We start from the raw sequence: 18,315 nt of genomic DNA, 5'->3' as shown, positions 1-18,315 counted from the left end.
CTCACCGTGCCGCACTCAATCGCCCTTCCCGATGCTTGCCAATGGCTGACCCAGAGCCTTCTGAGCCCCTTGCCCACGCCCTTGACCCTCAATTGGCTGTTTGACGAAGGCTCGCTGACGCGACGGCTGACGTGGCTGTCCAACGAGGGTTTCAGCGTGACGCCGCTGTTCGAAGGCTGGCAACCGTTGCGCGACGACGAATGTGCCGCCCTGGACCTGCCGCCGGCCAGTATCGGTTGGGTACGCGAGGTGTATTTGCGCGGGCACGGCCAGCCTTGGGTGTTCGCCCGCAGCGTGGCGGCCCGTAGTGCCTTGCAGGGCGATGGGCTGCACATGGACGAGTTGGGCAGCCGTTCGCTCGGCGAGTTGCTGTTCTGCGACCGCGCCTTTACCCGCCAGGCCATTGAAGTGTGTCACTACCCTCGTGCCTGGCTGCCGACAGCGGACCAGGCCGATAATCTGTGGGCGCGCCGCTCGCGCTTCGACCGCGGGGCGCTGAGCGTGTTGGTGGCGGAAGTCTTCCTGCCGAGTTTCTGGCACGCGCTGCATGATCATCCGGAGAACTGCTGATGTACCAACGTCTGCTCAAGTCCTTGAACCGCCTGAACCCCAGGGCCTGGGATTTCATTCAGTTGACGCGCATGGACAAACCCATCGGCATCTACCTGCTGCTGTGGCCGACACTGTGGGCTCTGTGGATCGCCGGCAAGGGTTCGCCGTCGCTGATCAATATCGTGATTTTCGTGCTGGGCGTGATACTCACCCGGGCCGGCGGCTGCGTGATCAATGACTGGGCCGACCGCAAGGTCGATGGCCATGTGAAACGCACCGAGCAACGCCCGCTGGTGAGCGGCAAGATCAGCTCGAAAGAAGCGCTGGTGTTTTTTGCCGTGCTGATGGGCATCAGTTTCCTGCTGGTGCTGCTGACCAACGCCAGCACTATCTTGCTGTCCCTGGGCGGCCTGGCACTGGCGGCGAGCTACCCGTTCATGAAGCGCTACACCTATTACCCCCAAGTGGTGCTGGGCGCGGCGTTTTCCTGGGGCATGCCGATGGCGTTTACCGCCGAGACCGGCCATTTGCCTGCCACCGCGTGGCTGCTGTACATCGCCAACCTGTTGTGGACGGTGGGCTACGACACCTATTACGCCATGACCGACCGCGATGACGACTTGAAGATCGGGGTGAAATCCACCGCGATTCTATTTGGCGATGCCGACCGCGTGATCATTCTCACCCTGCAAGGCCTGGCGCTGGCGTGCCTGTTGCTGGCCGGCGCGCGGTTCGAGCTGGGCGGGTGGTTCCACCTGGGGTTGCTGGCGGCAGCGGGCTGTTTTGTCTGGGAGTTCTGGTACACGCAGGACAGGGACCGCATGAAGTGCTTCAAGGCGTTCTTGCATAACCACTGGGCGGGGTTGGCGATTTTTGTCGGGATTGTGGTGGATTACGCGGTTCGCTGAGGATTCTGTGGTGACTATTAGGACGCCATCGCAGGCAAGCCAGCTCCCACATTTTGATTGTATTCGCACATCAAAAAAAATGTGGGAGGGGGCTTGCCCCGATGGAGTCAGCAGCGCCGCAGACTTAAGGCTTGATGATGTGCCAAACGCCACCCTTGCCATCACCGGTCTTATCACCGGCTTTCTTGTCGTCCTTGTAGGTGTAGACAGGGTCGCCTTTGTAGGCCCACTGGCTGGTCTGATCGTCGCGGGTGATCACCGTCCAATCGCCGGTCTTGGTGTCGGTGGATTCTGCCTTCAGCGGGGGCCAGTTGGTCGCGCACTGGTCCTTGCACGCCGATTTGCCATCGGCGTCCTTGTCAAAGGTGTAGAGCGTCATCCCTTTGTGATCCACCAACATCCCGTCTTTAGTCATCGCCGGCTCTGCCGCAAACGCCAGGCCTGGCAGCGCCAACACCGCAGATACCAGCAGGGCTTTCCAGGAAACAGTGCTGTAAGTCATCGGAACCTTCCTTTTGTGGTTGTCAGGATTCGGACCCAAAGGGTAGTCCAGAGTGCCGTTAATTGCCCAAGCGACTAAATTACTGTCACACGACTGCAATAATTCCGTTATCTAATGCGGCGCAAGACAGTTAAATGACAAGAGGATTTTGAGCATGGTTGGCAGGAGCATTCTGATTGTTGACGACGAAGCGCCCATTCGCGAGATGATCGCCGTTGCGTTGGAAATGGCCGGCTATGACTGCCTGGAGGCGGAAAACTCCCAACAGGCCCACGCCATTATCGTCGACCGCAAGCCGGACCTGATCCTGCTCGACTGGATGCTGCCCGGCACCTCGGGCATCGAATTGGCCCGCCGTCTCAAGCGTGACGAGCTGACCGGGGATATCCCGATCATCATGCTCACTGCCAAGGGCGAAGAGGACAACAAGATCCAGGGCCTGGAAGTCGGCGCCGATGACTACATCACCAAGCCGTTTTCCCCCAGGGAGCTGGTGGCGCGTCTCAAAGCCGTGCTGCGCCGCGCCGGCCCGACCGATGGCGAAGCGCCTATCGAAGTCGATGGCCTGATTCTGGACCCGATCAGCCACCGCGTGACCATCGACGGCAAGCCTGCGGAGATGGGACCGACCGAATACCGCCTGCTGCAATTCTTCATGACCCACCAGGAGCGCGCCTACACCCGTGGCCAACTGCTCGACCAGGTGTGGGGCGGCAACGTCTATGTGGAAGAGCGCACGGTGGATGTGCATATCCGCCGCCTTCGCAAAGCCTTGGGCGATGCGTACGAGAATCTGGTACAAACCGTGCGCGGCACCGGCTATCGGTTTTCTACCAAAGGCTGAGCCAGCCGTTTCGTGACTTAATCGCCTGACTTAAACAGCTGACAAGGACGCATGTTCAAGTGAATCAAAACTGGCATGGCACCCTGATCCGCCACATGCTCTTGCTGGTTACCGGCTGCCTGCTGGTGGGGCTGGTCAGCGGCTACTACGGCTGGAGCCTGGCCGCGGGCATTGCCTTGTACCTGGGCTGGACCCTCAAGCAGCTGCTGCGCCTGCATGAATGGCTGCGCCAGCACAAACCCGATGAAGCACCGCCCGATGGCTACGGCCTGTGGGGCGAGGTGTTCGACAGCATCTATCACCTGCAACGCCGCGACCAACGGGTACGCGGCCGCCTGCAAGCGGTGATCGACCGGGTGCAGGAGTCCACCGCCGCGCTCAAGGACGCGGTGATCATGCTCGACAGCGACGGCAACCTGGAATGGTGGAACCGTGCCGCCGAGACCCTGCTGGGCCTCAAGACGCCCCAGGACAGCGGCCAGCCGGTGACCAACCTGGTGCGTCACCCGCGCTTCAAGGAATACTTCGAGCAGGACAACTACGAAGAAGCCCTGGAAATCCCCTCGCCCACCAACGACCGCGTGCGCATCCAGCTGTACCTGACCCGCTATGGCAACAACGAGCACTTGATGCTGGTGCGCGACGTGACCCGTATCCACCAGCTGGAACAGATGCGCAAAGACTTCGTGGCCAACGTCTCCCACGAGCTGCGCACGCCGTTGACGGTGATCTGCGGCTACCTGGAGACGTTGCTCGACAACGTCGACGAGATCAACCCGCGCTGGAGCCGCGCCCTGCAACAGATGCAGCAGCAAGGCTCACGCATGCAGACCCTGCTCAACGACCTGCTGTTGCTGGCCAAGCTTGAAGCCACGGACTACCCCTCAGACAACCACCCCGTGGCCGTGCAGAGCCTGTTGCAGACGATCAAGAACGATGCTCAGGCCCTCTCGGGCGAACGCGGGCAGCAGATCACGCTGGAGGCCGACCCCACCGTATTGCTCAAGGGCAGCGAGGGCGAACTACGCAGCGCCTTCTCCAACCTGGTGTTCAACGCGGTGAAGTACACCCAGGACAAGGGCAATATCCGCATTCGCTGGTGGGCCGACGAGCACGGCGCGCACCTGAGTGTGCAGGACTCGGGGATCGGTATCGACGCCAAGCACCTGCCGCGCCTGACCGAACGCTTCTACCGGGTCGACTCCAGCCGCAATTCCAACACCGGCGGCACCGGGCTGGGCCTGGCCATCGTCAAGCATGTGCTTCTGCGCCACCGGGCCCGTCTGGAAATCAGCAGCGTGCTGGGGCATGGCAGTACGTTTACCTGCCATTTTCCGCCGGCGCAGGTAAGCCGTTCGCGAGCGGTCGAGGCCGATGATTAAGTTGAAGTGAGCACGGCCCACTGTGGGAGCTGGCTTGCCTGCGATGGCGGCGGGTCAGCCAAATCATCGGTAGCAGGCAGACCGCCATCGCAGGCAAGCCAGCTCCCACATGGGTTCTGCGACACGACTTTGCAGCCCCGCCCGGCAGCGGGCACTAGGCAAGCGCCCCGTCAGCCGCTACATTGGCCGACTTGTGCCTGCCTTTCAGGCCCACCTGTCACCCCTTATTGAACACACGGAACCTGCAAAACCCCATCATGGACCCTTCCCCTGGCATTACCCTCGCTACACTCTTCGCCGATTTCGGCATGATTCTTTTTGCACTGATCCTGGTACTGCTCAACGGTTTCTTCGTTGCGGCGGAATTTGCCATGGTCAAATTGCGCGCCACCCGCGTCGAGGCCATTGCCCACAAAAACGGCTGGCGCGGGCAGATCCTGCGTACCGTGCACAGCCAGCTCGACGCCTACCTGTCGGCTTGCCAGTTGGGTATCACCCTGGCGTCCCTGGGCTTGGGCTGGGTCGGTGAACCGGCCTTTGCGCACATCCTCGAGCCGATGCTGGGCGCGGTCGGCGTGCAGTCGCCAGAAGTGATCAAGGGCGTGTCGTTCTTTGCCGCCTTCTTCGTAATTTCCTACCTGCACATCGTGGTCGGTGAGTTGGCCCCCAAATCCTGGGCGATTCGCAAACCCGAACTGCTGTCGCTGTGGACGGCCGTGCCGCTGTACCTGTTCTACTGGGCAATGTACCCGGCCATCTACCTGCTCAACGCCAGTGCCAACGCCATTCTGCGCATCGCTGGCCAAGGCGAGCCTGGCCCGCACCATGAGCACCATTACAGCCGCGAAGAACTCAAGCTGATCCTGCACTCCAGCCGTGGCCAGGACCCCAGCGACCAAGGCATGCGCGTACTGGCCTCCGCCGTGGAAATGGGCGAGCTGGAAGTGGTGGATTGGGCCAACTCCCGGGAAGACCTGGTGACCCTGGACTTCAACGCCCCGCTCAAGGAAATCCTCGCGCTGTTCCGTCGTCACAAATTCAGCCGTTACCCGGTGTATGACGCGGTGCGCAACGAGTTTGTCGGCTTGCTGCACATCAAGGATTTGCTGCTGGAGCTGGCGGCCCTGGACCATATCCCCGAATCGTTCAACCTGGCCGAATTGACCCGCCCGCTGGAACGCGTATCGCGGCATATGCCTTTGTCGCAACTGCTGGAGCAGTTCCGCAAAGGCGGCGCGCACTTCGCCCTGGTGGAAGAAGCCGACGGCAAGATCATCGGCTACCTGACCATGGAAGACGTGCTGGAAGTACTGGTGGGCGATATCCAGGACGAACACCGCAAGGCCGAGCGCGGCATCCTCGCCTACCAGCCCGGCAAATTGCTGGTACGTGGCGACACGCCATTGTTCAAGGTGGAACGCCTGCTGGGCGTCGACTTGGACCACATCGAAGCCGAAACCCTGGCCGGCCTGATCTACGACACGCTCAAGCGCGTGCCGGAAGAGGAAGAAGTGCTGGAAGTTGAAGGCTTGCGGATCATCATCAAGAAGATGAAAGGGCCGAAGATCGTGTTGGCCAAGGTCTTGCTGCTCGACTGACTGTAGAGCCGGGCACCTCCTGTAGGAGCGAGCTTGCTCGCGAAAAACGCACAGGCGCCGCGTTTATTCACGACGCACGCGTTATCGTTGACGTTTTTCGCGAGCAAGCTCGCTCCTACAGGGGGCAGCGCTTTACGCACCCGGCACGAAATGCTTCTGCGCCGTGCCACGGGCGATCAGGCGGGAAATGTAGTCCAGCTTCTGCGCATCCTGGTCGATAAAGCGGAAGGTCAGTTGCAACCAGTCGCTGTCGGGCTTGGGCTCGTAGGCGACGATGGCGTGCAGGTAGCCGTTAAGCCGTGCGACTTCCGCGTTGTCGCCCTGCTCAAGGTCGAGCACGGCGCTTTCCAGCACCTGAGGCAGGACCTCGCCACGCTTCACCACCAGCAACGCCTCCTTGATGCTCAGGGCCTTGATCACGCATTGCTGGGTGCCGCTTGCGAGGCGCAACTGGCCCTGACCGCGACTGCCAGCCGGCGCCGCTGCTGCGGGGGCCTTGACTGGCGGGGTGTTGAGCAGACCTTTGCTGGGCGCCGCCACCGGCGCCGGCTTGACCGCTTCGGGTTTGCCGCCGGTCAGGGCGCTCAGGGAGTCGTTGCCGAAGGCTGAGTTCATCTTGGTCGGCGCGCTGGCAATCAGCGCATCGAGGCGACCGATCTTGTGCAGGGCCTGTTTGACCTTGTTCAGCAACTGCTCGTTGGTGAACGGCTTGCTCACGTAGCCGGAAACGCCCGCCTGAATCGCCTGCACCACGTTTTCCTTGTCGCCACGGCTAGTCACCATCACGAACGGCATGGCCTTCAGGTGCGCCTGCTCGCGGCACCAGGTCAACAGCTCAATGCCGGACATTTCCGGCATTTCCCAGTCACACAGCACCAGGTCGAAGGTTTCGCGCATCAGGATGGATTGCGCCTTTTTGCCGTTCACCGCATCTTCGATCTTGATTCCGGGGAAGTAATTGCGCAGGCACTTCTTCACCAGGTCGCGAATAAACGAGGCGTCATCCACCACCAACACACTGACTTTACTCATCGACCCTTCATCCTATAAAAACGTCTGCAAAACGCCTGACTGATGGCATTTTGCCAAAACTCGCGGGTCACAGAAGGACTTTATGGCGCCTGCTGTGCAAAAAATTCAGATGCCACAAACGAAAACGCCCGGCCAGAGGCCGGGCGTTAATTTCTCGGGCAACCTTACTTATCGTCAGATTCGCCCGAAACATTAGGGATTAGATCAGCAGTGCCTTCAACTTCGGCCTTCATGCGCTTGAGGCCCATGTGCCGCACGTCGGTGCCGCGCACCAGATAAATCACCAATTCCGAGATATTGCGCGCATGGTCGCCGATACGCTCCAGGGAACGCAGCACCCAAATGATGTTCAAGACCCGCGAGATCGAGCGCGGATCTTCCATCATGTAAGTGGCCAGCTCGCGCAGCGCGGTCTTGTATTCGCGGTCGATGATCTTGTCGTACTGGGCCACCGACAACGCCAGTTCGGCGTCAAAGCGGGCGAAGGCGTCGAGGGCATCACGCACCATGTTGCGCACCTGATCACCGATATGGCGCACTTCCACGTAGCCACGAGGGGCTTCACCCTCTTCGCACAGCTGGATGGCACGGCGGGCAATCTTGGTGGCTTCGTCACCGATGCGCTCCAGGTCGATCACCGACTTGGAAATGCTGATGATCAAACGCAGGTCCGAGGCCGCCGGCTGGCGGCGGGCAAGAATGCGCAGGCACTCTTCGTCGATATTGCGTTCCATCTGGTTGATCTGCTCGTCAATCTCGCGCACCTGCTGGGCCAGGCCCGAGTCGGCCTCGATCAGCGCGGTGACCGCATCGTTGACTTGCTTCTCCACCAGCCCGCCCATCGCCAGGAGGTGGCTGCGCACTTCCTCAAGCTCGGCATTGAACTGCGCGGAGATGTGGTGGGTAAGGCCTTCTTTGCTAATCATGTTGGCGTCCTTGGAGCGTCCGGTAAGGTGCGGAGAACCGCAGCGTCAGTGCAATCAGAACCACAGCTTCCTAGCCGTAGCGACCGGTGATGTAGTCTTCGGTCTGCTTCTTCGCCGGATTGGTGAACAGGGTATCGGTATCGCCGAACTCCACCAGCTTGCCCATGTACATGAACGCGGTGTAGTCGGAAACCCGCGCCGCCTGTTGCATGTTGTGGGTCACGATGACGATGGTGAACTTGGACTTGAGCTCGTAGATCAGCTCTTCGACTTTCAGGGTAGAGATCGGGTCGAGGGCCGAGCACGGTTCGTCGAGCAGCAACACTTCCGGCTCTACGGCGATGGTACGGGCGATCACCAGACGCTGCTGCTGGCCGCCGGACAAGCCGAGTGCCGATTCGTGCAGGCGGTCCTTGACCTCGTCCCACAATGCCGCGCCCTTGAGCGCCCATTCAACCGCTTCGTCGAGGATGCGTTTCTTGTTGATGCCCTGGATACGCAGGCCATAGACCACGTTTTCGTAGATGGTCTTGGGGAACGGGTTGGGCTTCTGGAACACCATGCCCACGCGGCGACGCAGCTCGGCCACGTCTTCGCCCTTGCGGTAGATATTGGTGCCGTAGAGGTTGATTGCACCTTCTACACGGCAACCGTCCACCAGGTCATTCATGCGGTTGAAGGTACGCAACAACGTGGACTTGCCGCAGCCCGACGGGCCGATGAAGGCGGTCACGCGTTGCTTGGGGATGTTCATGCTGACATCGAACAGCGCCTGCTTGTCGCCGTAGTACAGGCTCAGGCCAGGGACTTCGATGGCCACGGTTTCCTGGGCCAGGCTCAGGCTCTGCTTGTCGCGACCCAGGGCAGACATGTTGATGCCGTGGGATTGGGTTTCGTGTTGCATGGGATGCTCCCTGTGCTACCAATTCATTTCGTTGAACCGCCGGGGCGGCTTACTCAAATTCTGTGCCTGACGCCGAGCCCTGTGGGAGCTGGCTTGCCTGCGATGCGAGCGGCGCGGTATTGCAGTAAAACCGCGGCGATGCCATCGCAGGCAAGCCAGCTCCCACATTGGATCGCATCAGCTGTCCAGCGCTTTGTATTTTTCGCGCAGGTGGTTACGAATCCACACCGCCGACAGGTTGAGCGTGGCGATCACCAGTACCAGCAGCAAGGCGGTGGCGTACACCAGTGGCCGTGCGGCTTCGACGTTGGGGCTCTGGAAGCCGACGTCATAAATATGGAAGCCCAGGTGCATGATCTTCTGGTCCAGGTGCAGGTACGGATAGTTACCGTCCAGCGGCAGCGACGGCGCCAGCTTCACTACACCCACCAGCATCAGGGGGGCCACCTCACCGGCGGCACGCGCCACGGCGAGGATCATGCCGGTCATCATCGCCGGGCTGGCCATCGGCAGCACGATCTTCCACAGCGTTTCCGCCTTGGTCGCGCCAAGTGCCAAGGAGCCTTCACGCACGGTGCGGGGAATGCGCGCCAAGCCTTCTTCAGTGGCCACGATCACCACCGGCACCGCCAGCAGCGCCAGGGTCAGCGAGGCCCAGAGCAGCCCCGGCGTGCCGAAGGTCGGCGCCGGCAGGGCTTCAGCGAAGAACAGACGGTCGACCGAGCCCCCCAATACATACACGAAGAAGCCCAGGCCGAACACGCCGTAGACGATGGCCGGTACACCGGCCAGGTTGTTCACAGCGATGCGGATGATGCGGGTCAAAGTGTTCTGCTTGGCGTACTCACGCAGGTACACCGCGGCCAGTACGCCAAACGGGGTCACGATCATTGCCATGATCAGGGTCATCATCACGGTGCCGAAGATGGCCGGGAAGATCCCGCCTTCGGTGTTGGCTTCCCGTGGGTCATCGCTTAAGAATTCCCAGACCTTGCTGAAGTAGAAGCCGATCTTGGTCATGGTGCCCATGGCGTTCGGCTGGTAGGCGTGCACCACTTTGCCGATGCCGATTTCCACTTCCTTGCCGTTGCCGTCACGCGCAGTGAGGGCGTCGCGGTTGAACTGTGCGTGCAGGTCGGCCAGACGCGCTTCGATGTCCTGATAGCGGGCGTTCAGCTCGGCGCGGTCGGCGTCCATGTCGGCCTGGGCGGCTGCGTCGAGCTTGCCTTCCAGTTCCAGTTTGCGACCGTGCAAGCGGATGCGCTCCAGGCCTGCGTTGATCGCGCCAATATCGGATTTTTCCAAGGTCTTGAGCTGAGCGGCGAGCTTGTTCACACGCTCGACACGCGCCTGCAGTTCTGGCCACGCAGCTTCGCCTTCAGCGATGACCTTGCCGTCCTGCTTGACGTTGACCAGGGTGCCGTAGAAGTTGCCCCACTCACGACGCTCGATGGCCATCAGGTTCGCAGGCTTGGTCTGGTCCTTCAGCCACTCGCCGACGATCCAGGTGAAGTCGTTGCCGTTCAGGTCGCGGTTGCCGACCTTGATCAGCTCACGGGTCATGAATTCCGGGCCTTGGTCCGGCACCGGCAGGCCCGCGCTTTTCAGGCGCTCACGCGGCACTTCTTCTTTCTGCACCACTTCGCCGATCACGATGTGGTTGGCCTGGCCTGGCACGTTATAGTTGGCCTGGATCAGGTCGGCCGGCCAGAAATGGCCCAGGCCCCGCACCGCAATCACAGCCAGCAAACCAATGGTCATGATGACCGCGATGGACACCGCGCCACCGCTGATCCAGACGCCGGGGGCGCCGCTCTTGAACCATCCATTCAGGGAGTTCTGTTTCACAGACTTCTACCTTTCTTAAAGCGACGAGTATTTCTTGCGCAGACGCTGACGAATCAGCTCGGCGAGGGTGTTCATGATGAAGGTGAACAACAGCAGCACCAGCGCCGAGAGGAACAGCACGCGGTAATGACTGCCGCCCACTTCCGACTCGGGCATCTCCACCGCAACGTTGGCCGCCAGGGTGCGCAGGCCCTCGAACAGGTTCATCTCCATCACCGGGGTGTTACCGGTTGCCATCAGTACGATCATGGTCTCGCCAACGGCGCGGCCCATGCCGATCATCAGCGCCGAGAAGATGCCCGGGCTGGCAGTGAGGATGACCACGCGGGTCATGGTCTGCCACGGCGTGGCGCCCAAGGCCAGGGAGCCCAGGGTCAGGCCGCGCGGCACGCTGAACACGGCGTCTTCGGCGATGGAGTAGATGTTCGGGATCACCGCAAAACCCATGGCCAGGCCGACCACCAACGCGTTGCGCTGGTCGTAGGTAATGCCCAGATCGTGGGAGATCCACATGCGCATGTCACCGCCGAAGAACCAGGTTTCCAGGTACGGGCTCATGTACAGCGAGAGCCAGCCCACGAACAGGATCACCGGGATCAGGATCGCGCTTTCCCAGCCATCGGGAACGCGTAGACGGATCGACTCAGGCAAGCGGCTGAAAACAAAACCGGCGACCAGAATGCCAATCGGCAACAGCATCAACAGGCTGAAAATGCCCGGCAGGTGCCCTTCCACATAAGGCGCCAGGAACAGGCCGGCGAAGAAACCGAGGATCACCGTCGGCATGGCTTCCATCAGCTCGATCACCGGCTTGACCTTGCGGCGCAGGCTCGGTGCCATGAAGTAAGCGGTGTAGATCGCTGCGGCAACCGCCAGTGGCGCCGCCAGCAGCATGGCGTAGAACGCGGCCTTCAAGGTACCGAAGGTCAGCGGGGCCAGGCTCATCTTGGGTTCAAAATCAGTGTTGGCGGCCGTGGACTGCCAGACGTATTTAGGTTCGTCGTAGTTTTCGTACCAGACCTTGCTCCACAACGCGCTCCACGACACTTCCGGGTGCGGGTTATCGAGCAACAACGGTTGCAGCTTGCCGCCCGCCTCGACGATCACACGGTTGGCCCGTGGCGACATGCCGAACAGGCCCTGGCCGTCGACCACCGGGTCCACCAGCAAAGTGCGGTGGGCGGTGCTGTGGAACACGCCGAACTGGCCAGCAGCATCCAGGGCCGTGAAGCCTTTGCGGCGCTCTTCAGCGCTGATTTCGACGATGGGCGCAGTGCCCATCTGGAAGGTGCGGATCTGCTTCAGGCGCTGTTCGCCATCCGGGTCGCGGGCCATGAACCACTGGGCCAGGCCGCCTTTGGAGTTACCCAGGATCAGCGAGATGCCGCCAACCAACTGGGTGCTGGCGGTGATTTCGGTGTCGGCGTCTTCCAGCAGTTTGTAGCGACCGTTGAGGCTTTTGTCGCGCAGGCTGAAAACGTCGGCCAGGGCACGGCCGTTGATCACGTACAGCCACTGCTGGCGTGGGTCGATGAAGATCGCCTTCACCGGCTCGGTCATCTGCGGCAGCTCGACACGCTTCTGCTCGCTGGTGACTTCGCCGGTCATCATGTTTTCTTCGCGGCTCAGGGTCAGCACATTCAAATGCGAACCAGCGGAACCGGCCACCACCAGGGAGGTGTCGGTGGCATTGAGCGCGACGTGTTCCAGCGCGCGTCCGGCGTCATCCAGCACGATCGGCGTTTCGCCGTAGGGGTATTCGATCGCCGGGGTGATGGTCTTCTTGCCGTCCGGGTACGACACCTTATAGGTGTGGCGGAACACCAAAGACTGGCCATTGGACAAGCCGAGGATCACCAGCGGGCTGCCCGGCTGGTCTTCACCAATGGAAGCAACGCTGGTACCGGCCGGGAGCGGCAGGTCGACACGCTTGAGCTCGGCACCGGTGTCCACGGCGAAGAACAGCGCCTGGCCCGTGTCGGAAACCCGCATGGCGACCTGGTTCTGTTCTTCGAGGGAGATCATCAACGGCTTGCCGGCGTCTTGCATCCAGGCCGGCGTCAACGCGTCTTCCTTGGTCAACGAGGCGCCCTGGAACAGCGGCGCGACCACGTAGGCGAGGAAGAAGAAGATCAGGGTAATGGCAGCCAGCACGGCGAGGCCGCCGACCAGCACATACCAACGGGTGAAGCGATCCTTGAGCGCGCGGATGCGGCGCTTGCGTTGCAGCTCAGGCGTATTGAAATCAATGCGCTTGGGAGGGGAAGTCGTCGTCATGGTGGAATTGGCCAGATCATTCATGCGCACACCCTAGCGATCCTGTATGACAGAAAGATGACAGTGCAGTGACGCAACAAATCCGCCGCGAAGCAGGGCTGGCAGCGGATAAAAAATTAGGAGTTTCTGTAGGAGCGAGCTTGCTCGCGAAGATCGTTAACGATAACGCGCCGTTTCTGAATAAACGCGGTGTTCTATCGTCTTTCGCGAGCAAGCTCGCTCCTACAGAAAGGCTGGTTTTACCCAGCCCAGCTACTTAGTTGCCTTCTTTCAGACCCAGGTCAGCCAGGGCCTTGGCGGCGACTTTGGCTGGCAGTGGGATGTAGCCGTCTTTGACCACCACTTCCTGGCCCTGCTTGGACAGCACCAGCTTCACGAACTCAGCTTCCAGCGGCGCCAGTGGCTTGTTCGGGGCTTTGTTGACGTACACGTAGAGGAAACGCGACAGCGGATACTTGCCGTTCAGGGCGTTTTCTTCGGAGTCTTCGATGTAGTCAGTGCTGCCTTTCTTGGCCAGTGGCACAGTCTTCACGCTGGCGGTCTTGTAGCCGATACCCGAGTAACCGATGCCGTTCAGCGAGGAGCTGATCGACTGCACGACCGAAGCCGAGCCCGGTTGTTCGTTCACGTTTGGCTTGTAGTCGCCTTTGCACAGGGCTTCTTCCTTGAAGTAGCCGTAGGTGCCGGATACCGAGTTACGCCCGAACAGTTGCACTGGCTTGTTGGCCAGGTCGCCGGTCACGCCCAGGTCGCCCCAGGTTTTCACATCGGCTTTGGCGCCGCACAGACGCGTCGAGGAGAAGATGGCGTCGACCTGTTCCATGGTCAGGTGCTGGATCGGGTTGTCCTTGTGCACAAATACTGCCAGGGCATCCACGGCAACCGGGATAGCGGTTGGCTTGTAGCCGTACTTCTGCTCGAAGGCTGCCAGTTCGGTGTCCTTCATCTTGCGGCTCATCGGGCCCAGGTTGGAGGTGCCTTCAGTCAACGCAGGTGGCGCAGTGGCAGAGCCGGCAGCTTGAATCTGGATGTTGACGTTCGGGTATTCCTTTTTGTAACCCTCAGCCCACAGGGTCATCAGGTTAGCCAGGGTATCGGAACCGACGCTGGACAGGTTGCCCGACACACCAGTGGTCTTGACGTAAGCCGGGATTGCCGGATCAACACCAGCGGCCACCGCGTTGGCGGTCGCAACGCCAGCAGCGACAAAAGTCATTGCCGCCATCAAACGTTTCAGTTTCATGCCTTGCTCCTAGCAGATAGGGATAATTGGATCGGGGCCAAGTATCGGCAGGCCGTGTGAACACTCTATGTCTGGAATATGACAATTAGATGAAAGGCCACTATCTGAATGTGCAGGCTTCAGCGGCCGCGTTTCCACAGATACCCGCCCACCAGCATCCCCATCACACACAGGACAGCCACGTAGTAAGCCGGGCCCATCGGGCTCTCCTTCATTAGCAGCGACACCGCCAATGGCGTCAACCCGCCGAACACGGCATAAGCAACGTTGTAGGAGAACGACAGACCGCTGAAGCGCACCACCGGCGGGAAGGCTTTGACCATCACGTAGGGCACCACACCGATGGTGCCGACAAACAGGCCAGTCAACGCATACAACGGGAACAGCCAGTCCGGGTGGGCCATCAGGCTGTGATACAGCGTCCAGGAAGTCGCCAGCAGCAGTGCGCAACCGGTAACCAGCACGCGGCCGGCGCCAAAACGGTCGGCCAGCGCACCCGAGGCGATGCAACCCAGGCTCAGGGTTACGATGGCCAGGCTGTTGGCTTGCAGCGCAACCGTAGGGCTGAAGTGGTAGATGGTTTGCAGCACGGTCGGGGTCATCAGGATCACCACCACCACGCCAGCCGACAGCAGCCAGGTCAGCAGCATCGACAACACAATGGCGCCACGGTGATCGCGCAACACGGCGCGCAACGGCAGCTCAGCGGCCAGGCTCTTGCGTTGCTGCATCTCGGCGAAGATCGGGGTTTCATGCAGCCAGCGACGCAGGTACACCGACAGCAAGCCGAATACGCCGCCGAGCAGGAACGGGATCCGCCAGGCGTAATCGGAGACCTGCTCCGGCGTATAGGCCGTATTAATGGCGGTGGCTACCAGCGAGCCCAGCAGAATACCGGCGGTGAGGCCACTCGTCAGGGTGCCGCAGGCGTAGCCGATGTGGCGCGGCGGGACGTGCTCGGAGACGAACACCCAAGCGCCCGGTACTTCGCCGCCAATCGCCGCGCCCTGGATGATGCGCATCAGCAGCAACAGGACCGGTGCCCACAGGCCGATCTGCGCGTAGGTGGGCAGCAGGCCCATGATCAGGGTCGGCACGGCCATCATGAAGATGCTCAGGGTGAACATCTTCTTGCGGCCCAGCAGGTCACCGAAGTGCGCCATGATGATGCCGCCCAGAGGGCGCGCCAGGTAGCCGGCCGCGAAGATGCCGAAGGTCTGCATCATGCGCAGCCATTCGGGCATGTCGACAGGGAAGAACAGTTTCCCGACCACGGTGGCGAAAAACACGAAAATGATGAAGTCGTAGAACTCCAGCGCCCCACCCAGGGCAGACAGCGACAGGGTTTTGTAGTCGTTGCGGTTAAGCGGTCGTGCGGGCGGCGCAATGCTTGAAGGCACTGTGGTCATGGCAAGGCTTCTCTTATTAGTCAGATCAGGAATCCGCAACAGCGTGGGTTTGCGCCTGGCAGGTCCGGCACGATAGCAAATTGCCCGGAAAAGCACAGTCCAAACCCTTGCGCCGCATCAGCGCCACCTCGCAAGCATCCCCACTTACGAAGCGACTTATTCCCTTTCCGAATTATTATGGGGGCCGAAAACGCCATCAGATACTGACGGCCAGCGCTAAAAAGAAACAATGGTCAAACCCCTCAAGTTGGATGACTGTTTTGGCCAATTTTTTGACGCCTGGAAACACCTCTATATAGATGCACAAAATCAGGAGCAGATGGTCGTCGCGCAGGCTATCGACCGATATACTCCCAGCCCTGCACCTGTCTATTGCGTGGAAGTTGCGCGAAACCGTCGTTGGCACCGGCCAGCCGATTTCGCAGAGTTTCCCTCAAGGCGCCTTTCGAAAAACGTGACGAACGTAGTATGTTCGGGGCTGAATCGTTTTTCCAAGACGGCTATTCACCGATTACATAGTCCAAGAGTCACGGGTCAGAGGCACCCCCGGCATGATCGAACTCGAACAAGAAGATCCTATCCCGCAAGGCGATCTCGCCCTGCAAATCACCGCGCTTCCGCGTGAAACCAACGGCTTTGGCGATATCTTCGGCGGCTGGCTGGTCGCGCAGATGGACCTGGCCGGCACGGCAATGGCCAGCAAGGTCGCCGGTGGGCGCGTGGCCACCGTGGCCATTGATCGCATGGCGTTCCTGGTGCCGGTGGCCGTGGGCGCGCAGCTTTCCTTCTATACCCAGGCCCTGGAAATCGGCCGCAGCTCGATCCAGATGATGGTCGAAGTGTGGAGCGACGATCCGTTGTCCAGCGAATGGCGCAAGGTGACCGAAGCCGTATTTGTGTTCGTCGCCATCGATGGCAGCGGCCGCACGCGCTCGGTACCGTCACGGGCGCGTTAAACCTCGCTGGGTTTTAACGGTCAATTGCCCCATTGCCTGCCACTAAGAGAGCTTTGTCATGCCTACGCCCCACGTTGAGACGGTAAAAATCGACGAGCTGGACTGCTGGCGCATCCGCCACAACGGTGCCGAGTTGATGGTGGCCCAACAGGGTGCGCATATCTTCAGTTACCAGCGCGAGGGCGAACAGCCGCTGATCTGGCCGAACCCTGAGGCCGTGTACAAGCAGGGCAAAGGCATTCGTACCGGCGTACCGGTGTGTTGGCCGTGGTTCGGGGTGTTCGACCGCAACCCGCAAAGCGTCAAAGCCATGCGCCAGAGCGATCAGCCTGCCGGCGCCCACGGTTTTGTGCGCACCGCGCGTTGGGAGCTGACCACCACCGAACTCGACGGCCAGACGCTGCGAGTGGACCTGGTATTGCCGGTGCCGGCGGGCGGCTTTCCAGGCTGGCCCCATCAGGTAGACCTGACGCTGAGCCTGCTGCTGGACGATCACCTGCATATCCGCCTGACCAGTCAAAACCGTGGCACCGACACCGTGACCCTCAGCCAGGCCCTGCACACCTACTTCGCCGTGAGCGATGTGCGCAAGGTGCAGGTCGAGGGCCTGGATGGCGTGGATTATATCGATACCGCCGATGGGTGGGCCGAGAAGCAGCAAGCCGGGCTGCTGCAGTTTACCGGCGAGACAGACCGCATTTACCTGAATACGCCGGCACAGCTGAATATCGTTGATAGCGACTGGCAGCGCCGTATCCAGCTCACCAGCGAAGGCTCCAAATCCACCGTGGTCTGGAACCCCTGGACCGAACGCGCCAAGGCCTTCGACGATATGGCCGATGACGGCTGGCAGGGTATGTTGTGCATCGAGACAGCGAATGTGCTGGATGATGTGGTGAACCTGGCGCCCGGCGAAAGCCACACCTTGGGCGTTCGTATCACCAATATCACTTTGTAAACCCGGTCAAAATGTGGGAGCTGGCTTGCCTGCGATAGCATCGCCTCAGTGCAACTGACACACCGAGTCGTCTGCATCGCAGGCAAGCCAGCTCCCACAGAGATTGGTAGCGCCAGTTAGAGATCAGATTCCTTTACTACCCGCACCTTCCCCGCCTCCAGCGCATACGCGGCATCCGCCAAGTCGTTATTGACCTTCTCCACCTTCAACGTGCCCGTGACCCATAGCGGCGTGTAGATATCATCCAGCTTCAACCCCTTGGGATAGCGCACCAGCACCAGTTGATTAGGCGGCGGTGGTGGCACGTGTATGCAGGCGCCCGGGTAAGGCACCAGGAAGAACAACGTGCTGCGGCCCTTGGCGTCCGTTTCAAGCGGAACCGGATAGCCACCAATGCGGATATTTTTGCCGTTCATGGCCGCTACGGTCTTGGTGGAATACATCACCGCAGGCAGGCCCTTGCTCTGCTTCAAGCCACCCTTCTCGGTGAAGGTGCCTTGGGCTTCGGGGGAGTTGTGGTCGATCTCGGGCATAGCCTCGAGGGCTTTCTGATCCGACAGCGGCATCAGGTCGAGCCAGTCGGTTTCCGGCAGTTCGCCAGCGTGCGCCAGGCCAGAGCCCAGCAGAAGGAGCGTTAACAGAAGACGGCGCATGGAGAGGCTCGGCAAATACAAGTGCCGAGCATTCTAGCCCTCTGCGCCTGCGCAGCGCAGAGGACTTTGTCGGCTGATTACTTCTTTTTGACCAGGCCGTAGATCACCAGCAACACGATGGCACCTACCAGCGCGCCGATGAAGCCTGCGCCCTGGCCTGCCTGGTAGATCCCCAGGGCCTGACCGCCGTAGGTCGCGGCCAGGGAACCGGCGATACCCAGCAGGATGGTCATGATCCAGCCCATGCTGTCGTCGCCAGGCTTGAGGAAGCGCGCCAGGAGGCCGACGATCAAGCCGATAAAGATGGTTCCGATGATACCCAT

17 protein-coding genes are annotated in these 18,315 nt (G+C 60.8%); 7 read left to right on the top strand and 10 right to left on the bottom strand.

All coding sequences use genetic code 11. The features are described 5' to 3' along the window. Positions 1-6: 6 nt before the first annotated feature. On the top strand, positions 7-570 hold the full coding sequence (locus V8689_RS00425) for a chorismate--pyruvate lyase family protein (protein ID WP_003195610.1): 564 nt from the start codon (positions 7-9) through the stop codon (positions 568-570). Next, positions 570-1,460, top strand: coding sequence for a 4-hydroxybenzoate octaprenyltransferase (gene ubiA, locus V8689_RS00420; protein ID WP_056785104.1), 891 nt, complete (start codon positions 570-572; stop codon positions 1,458-1,460). The genes V8689_RS00425 and ubiA overlap by 1 nt, the downstream gene beginning before the upstream one ends. 124 nt (positions 1,461-1,584) lie before the next feature. On the opposite strand, the gene V8689_RS00415 is transcribed toward ubiA, so the two are convergent. Next, positions 1,585-1,962, bottom strand: a complete 378-nt coding sequence (locus V8689_RS00415) for a COG4315 family predicted lipoprotein (protein WP_056785109.1) — start codon at positions 1,960-1,962, stop codon at positions 1,585-1,587. A 154-nt stretch (positions 1,963-2,116) separates the two neighbouring features. Between V8689_RS00415 and phoB the strand changes: the two genes are divergently transcribed. From phoB to V8689_RS00400, 3 genes are all read left to right on the top strand, one after another. After that, complete coding sequence (gene phoB / locus V8689_RS00410; RefSeq protein ID WP_003195617.1) at positions 2,117-2,806, top strand: phosphate regulon transcriptional regulator PhoB; 690 nt, start codon at positions 2,117-2,119, stop codon at positions 2,804-2,806. A 95-nt stretch (positions 2,807-2,901) separates the two neighbouring features. Then, positions 2,902-4,188, top strand: coding sequence for a phosphate regulon sensor histidine kinase PhoR (phoR, locus tag V8689_RS00405; RefSeq protein ID WP_230962087.1), 1,287 nt, complete (start codon positions 2,902-2,904; stop codon positions 4,186-4,188). Positions 4,189-4,445: 257 nt separating this feature from the next. Continuing rightward, the gene (locus V8689_RS00400) at positions 4,446-5,786 is read left to right on the top strand and encodes a hemolysin family protein (protein WP_003195620.1); all 1,341 of its coding nucleotides are present in this window, start codon (positions 4,446-4,448) and stop codon (positions 5,784-5,786) included. A 132-nt stretch (positions 5,787-5,918) separates the two neighbouring features. On the opposite strand, the gene V8689_RS00395 is transcribed toward V8689_RS00400, so the two are convergent. The 7 genes from V8689_RS00395 to V8689_RS00365 all read right to left on the bottom strand — a co-directional run bounded on the left by V8689_RS00395 (position 5,919) and on the right by V8689_RS00365 (position 15,416). Further along, positions 5,919-6,818, bottom strand: coding sequence for a response regulator (locus tag V8689_RS00395; protein WP_014720514.1), 900 nt, complete (start codon positions 6,816-6,818; stop codon positions 5,919-5,921). 164 nt (positions 6,819-6,982) lie between these two features. Then, entirely contained in the window at positions 6,983-7,744 is a 762-nt protein-coding gene (gene phoU / locus V8689_RS00390; protein WP_003195624.1) for a phosphate signaling complex protein PhoU, read from the bottom strand. 70 nt (positions 7,745-7,814) lie between these two features. After that, positions 7,815-8,648 carry a phosphate ABC transporter ATP-binding protein PstB gene (gene pstB / locus V8689_RS00385; protein ID WP_003195626.1) on the bottom strand — a complete coding sequence of 278 codons (834 nt, stop codon included), beginning with the start codon at positions 8,646-8,648 and terminating at the stop codon, positions 7,815-7,817. Between the two features lie 177 nt (positions 8,649-8,825). After that, positions 8,826-10,496, bottom strand: a complete 1,671-nt coding sequence (gene pstA / locus V8689_RS00380; RefSeq protein WP_003195629.1) for a phosphate ABC transporter permease PstA — start codon at positions 10,494-10,496, stop codon at positions 8,826-8,828. 15 nt (positions 10,497-10,511) lie between these two features. After that, positions 10,512-12,545 (bottom strand): ABC transporter permease subunit, encoded by a 2,034-nt coding sequence (locus tag V8689_RS00375; protein WP_177343001.1) that lies wholly within the window; start codon positions 12,543-12,545, stop codon positions 10,512-10,514. 484 nt (positions 12,546-13,029) lie between these two features. Beyond that, positions 13,030-14,016, bottom strand: a complete 987-nt coding sequence (locus tag V8689_RS00370) for a phosphate ABC transporter substrate-binding protein PstS (protein ID WP_003195633.1) — start codon at positions 14,014-14,016, stop codon at positions 13,030-13,032. 119 nt (positions 14,017-14,135) lie between these two features. Continuing rightward, positions 14,136-15,416 carry an MFS transporter gene (locus V8689_RS00365; protein ID WP_177343002.1) on the bottom strand — a complete coding sequence of 427 codons (1,281 nt, stop codon included), beginning with the start codon at positions 15,414-15,416 and terminating at the stop codon, positions 14,136-14,138. A gap of 560 nt (positions 15,417-15,976) precedes the next feature. Between V8689_RS00365 and V8689_RS00360 the strand changes: the two genes are divergently transcribed. Next, positions 15,977-16,381 (top strand): acyl-CoA thioesterase, encoded by a 405-nt coding sequence (locus tag V8689_RS00360; protein WP_003176975.1) that lies wholly within the window; start codon positions 15,977-15,979, stop codon positions 16,379-16,381. Between the two features lie 58 nt (positions 16,382-16,439). Then, on the top strand, positions 16,440-17,339 hold the full coding sequence (locus tag V8689_RS00355; protein WP_056785121.1) for a D-hexose-6-phosphate mutarotase: 900 nt from the start codon (positions 16,440-16,442) through the stop codon (positions 17,337-17,339). A gap of 116 nt (positions 17,340-17,455) precedes the next feature. Here the strand turns inward: V8689_RS00355 and V8689_RS00350 are convergent, their stop codons facing one another. Further along, positions 17,456-17,992, bottom strand: a complete 537-nt coding sequence (locus V8689_RS00350) for a DUF3299 domain-containing protein (protein ID WP_003195640.1) — start codon at positions 17,990-17,992, stop codon at positions 17,456-17,458. A 77-nt stretch (positions 17,993-18,069) separates the two neighbouring features. Continuing rightward, a complete protein-coding gene (locus V8689_RS00345) occupies positions 18,070-18,315 on the bottom strand; it encodes a GlsB/YeaQ/YmgE family stress response membrane protein (protein WP_003195642.1) in 246 nt (81 codons plus the stop codon).

Source organism: Pseudomonas sp. AK181, from assembly GCF_051122975.1.
GTDB lineage: Bacteria > Pseudomonadota > Gammaproteobacteria > Pseudomonadales > Pseudomonadaceae > Aquipseudomonas > Aquipseudomonas lactis.
This window is presented reverse-complemented; position numbering and strand designations above follow the sequence as displayed.